The organism is Pseudoalteromonas sp. Isolate6, from assembly GCF_022398435.1.
Lineage (GTDB): Bacteria > Pseudomonadota > Gammaproteobacteria > Enterobacterales > Alteromonadaceae > Pseudoalteromonas > Pseudoalteromonas galatheae.
In genome coordinates, this window is the sequence record NZ_JAKEVK010000376.1 from 1 (window position 1) to 1,350 (window position 1,350).

Sequence of the window (1,350 nt, forward strand, 5' to 3'; positions counted from 1 at the left end):
ATTATATACATTGAAAATCTCAATCTATTTAAGGAAAAATAACCATGAGTCTATTAAATAAATTTAAAACTCAAGCGCAATCTATTGGTAGTAGTATTGGTGAATCTACCAGTAAACTAGGTGGTGATATTGTGTCTTCAACGAAAGACAATGCAAAGCTTGCAGGTTTGAAATCGGATATCGCCTCAATTGATGGTCAACTTAATATTGCGTACCAAGACATTGGTCGTAAGTACATTGAAAATTTAATCAAAAATGATGGTGCAAACCTTGAAGCTGTATTACAAGACACTATCGAGCGTATCGACCCGTTAATTAAGCGTAAAGACGAGCTGGAAGCCGAAGTTATCGCTATTGAGAAGCAACTGAAAGATCAGATTGTTATCCAGGAAAAAGCGGTTTTTCAAAAAGAGTTTGATGGTGAAAAAGAGAAGCTAGAAAAAGCGCTAAAACTTGATGTAATCTCACAAGACGAGTTTGATACTAAGCTGGCTAAAGCACGTTTGAAACTAGACAATTTCGATGAAATTCGTAAAACCAAAAAGCAACACGAAATGGGCCTAATCAATAAAGAAGAATTAAAAGAAAAGCTAACGGCATTAGGTGCTTAATATAGAAATCTAACGCTTAATTGCCTCTGATTAGCCAGCGCTAATAATTTAACCGTTATCTGTGCTGGCTACATTGTGTCTTTGCGAACGGCTGCAATACTTCACATCTACCGTACATCATTTCTAATCAGTGAATTACTCAACTCGAAGACTTTTTATTGCAAGACTTGCCTCGCCACCTTCTGCGTCCGTCAAGTCAGGTACCAAGTAAAGTGCGGAAACATGCTTGAGTATAACCCCTTTGTCTTTTGACCAAGCAGGTGTCCAATTGGGTCTGGCAAAATCGCTCAGAGATACGTTGATTGTTTGCCAAGTGCTTGAAGCTGGTAATTTAGTTTGATAATGAGCATAGCTTTTATCACCTGAGCCGCCATACTCACGTTGTGATAACTTAACGATTAAAGCGTTATCACTTTTATACGTCAGTGCGATATTGAATTGATAGGGGAGCTGTTTAGTGGGTAAGTCGTAAATGAGTTCTACCCAAGAATTGTTTTGTTTGTCGACTCGCGGCACGCGTTTAAACTGAATAGCAACTTGCTCTTCATCAACAAGCGGGCCGTTCAGAATTGCTTGGCTGCCATGCGGATCGGTCGCAAAACGCCACTGTTTTGGCTTTAAGTTCGACTGAGTATAGCTACAGCCAGAAAATGCTATGGCGAGTAAAAGCAATAAAAAACGCATAGAAAAATTCTTAGAACAACGTCTCTAAATATAATTTTTTAGTTTATTTACAAGG

The 1,350-nt window shown here is 38.4% G+C and carries 2 protein-coding genes; one reads left to right on the forward strand and one right to left on the reverse strand.

Features of this window, described 5'->3' with window-relative positions:
- The first annotated feature begins 44 nt into the window (after positions 1-44).
- Positions 45-611: a hypothetical protein gene (locus tag L1D50_RS22995; protein ID WP_128725926.1), complete on the forward strand. Its 567-nt coding sequence runs from the start codon at positions 45-47 to the stop codon at positions 609-611.
- Positions 612-746: 135 nt separating this feature from the next.
- Here the strand turns inward: L1D50_RS22995 and L1D50_RS23000 are convergent, their stop codons facing one another.
- Positions 747-1,295 carry a carbohydrate binding domain-containing protein gene (locus L1D50_RS23000; RefSeq protein ID WP_239966933.1) on the reverse strand — a complete coding sequence of 183 codons (549 nt, stop codon included), beginning with the start codon at positions 1,293-1,295 and terminating at the stop codon, positions 747-749.
- Positions 1,296-1,350 lie beyond the last annotated feature (55 nt).